2 protein-coding genes are annotated in these 1,937 nt (G+C 70.4%); both read left to right on the top strand.

Features of this window, described 5'->3' with window-relative positions; genetic code table 11:
* The first annotated feature begins 172 nt into the window (after positions 1-172).
* The gene (locus ADX84_RS25020) at positions 173-1,309 is read left to right on the top strand and encodes a methyltransferase domain-containing protein (protein WP_234004222.1); all 1,137 of its coding nucleotides are present in this window, start codon (positions 173-175) and stop codon (positions 1,307-1,309) included.
* A 113-nt stretch (positions 1,310-1,422) separates the two neighbouring features.
* On the top strand, positions 1,423-1,937 hold a 515-nt coding region (locus ADX84_RS25025), incomplete at its 3' end, for an ATP-binding protein (RefSeq protein WP_049579949.1).

The raw sequence follows: 1,937 nt of genomic DNA on the forward strand, positions 1-1,937 counted from the left end.
CCCGCAGCCCCAGCCGACCCCCTCAGTCCACGCCTCAGCCGTCCACCGCCGCGATGTGCGGCGCCTGCAACGGGCAGGGCGGCACGATGGTCACGAACGACGGCCAGACCCCGGGCAAGAGCATGGGGCGCTGGGTCCCCTGCCAGCCCTGCAAGGGGACGGGAAAGATCTGATGGGGCAGAACAACATCATGAAGTACACCCCTTCGGCCCTCGCCGCCCGACTCCCGAACGGCACCCCCGACCACATCCGCCGGTTGTTCGCGGCCGTCCCCCGACACCGGTTCCTCACCGACGTCATGTGGGGTCCGGGCTTCACCCGCTATGACCGCACCTCGGACCCCGAGGCGTGGACGCGCGCGGTGTACACGGACCAGGCGCTCACCACCCAGCTCGACGACGGCCACGAGGGCGGCAGGCTCATGCCCTCCTCGTCCTCCTCCGCCCCCACCGTGATGGCGCGAATGCTTGCCGCCGCCGACCTCGCCCCCACCCACCGGGTCCTGGAGGTGGGCACCGGCACCGGGTACAACGCCGCCCTCCTCTGCCAGATGTTGGGATCCAGCCAGGTCACCACCGTCGAGATCGACGCGACCGTGGCCGAGACCGCCCGCTCCGCGCTCTTCACCCACGGGGCTCACCCAACCGTGCTCACCGGAGACGGCGAAGCAGCCGCCGGGGACCTCCTCGGATACGACCGGGTGATCGCCACCTGCTCCGTGTCCCGGGTGCCCGCCGTCTGGCTGCGTCGGATGCGCGGACGGGGACGGATCGTCACGCCGTGGGCACCCACCCCCGGGTCCCCGAACGGAGCCCTCGCCGTCCTGGACACGACCGCCACCACGGCCGAGGGGCGGTTCGAGGGAGCGCTGGCCTTCATGTGGGCGCGCGGTCAGCGAGACCCGGGAGGGACGCCGCCCCCGCATCAGGGGATCGAGGCCCAGAGCACCGAACGGGTCCAGGGCGACCCCCGCGTTCCGTGGCTCGACGGCGAGGAGGCACTGCTGTTGTCACTCCTGATGCCCCACTGGGCCTTCGGGATGGGCATGGAGGAAGGGGGCACGGACCCCTACGTGTGGGTGACCTCGACCTCCGCCGACCCCGGGTGGGCCCGGCTGCACGCGGACGGTCGCGTGGAACAGGGCGGCGGTAGGCGTCTGGTCGACGAGGCGGCCGGGGCCTGGGACGTGTGGCAACGCTGGGATCGGCCAGCCGTGGCGGACTTCGGTCTGACCGTCGACCTGGAGAAGGGACTCCAGACCGTGTGGGTCCACGGACCCCAGCACGCCCTGTGGAGTACGCCCAGGTAGTGAGAGAGGGCCCCACAGCCTGTGGGGTCCCATGAAAAAGCTCTGGCGGGTGCACCAACACCCCCAGAGCAGGCCGACAACCCACAGCCCTTGAAAGAAAGCAGATTGCCGACATGACTATTGTGCCGCACACCCCTGCCCTCAACCACACGATCACCCCACTCGACAGCGGGCCTCGGTGGGAGTGCCGCCTCTACCCGGGACAGCTCTCCCAGACCCGCCAGGTCCGCTCGGACCTGGCCGCAGACCTCAACGGGCTGACCGGCCTGACCGGTATCGGAGCCGAGGCCCGTCAGGACATGGTGCTGTGTCTGAGCGAGATGTTCGCCAACGCCTGCGACCACTCCCGTTCCGGACAGGACCCCGAAGGGTGCGTGGTCCGCACCCTGGACACACCCCGCCCGGGAACAGTCCGGATCTCGATCATCGACGACGGCACCCGCACCGACACCACAGACTCTTCCCCCAAGGTCCCGCGCAGGCGCACCAGGCAAGAGTGGGAGCGGGCTGAACGCGGCCGGGGGCTGCTGCTGCTCGACCACCTCGCCACCCGATGGGGAACCCGCCCGGTGCTGGACTTCCCCTTCTGCGCAGGGTTGGGCACCGTCATCTGGGCCGAATTCACCCA

The sequence above is a fragment of the Nocardiopsis sp. SBT366 genome (assembly GCF_001083815.1).
GTDB classification, from domain to species: domain Bacteria; phylum Actinomycetota; class Actinomycetes; order Streptosporangiales; family Streptosporangiaceae; genus Nocardiopsis; species Nocardiopsis prasina.

Bases quoted from the DNA above. Each gene is read 5' to 3' on its own strand.
- ADX84_RS25020 (WP_234004222.1), top strand. From the start codon at position 173: ATGGGGCAGAACAACATCATGAAGTACACCCCTTCGGCCCTCGCCGCC.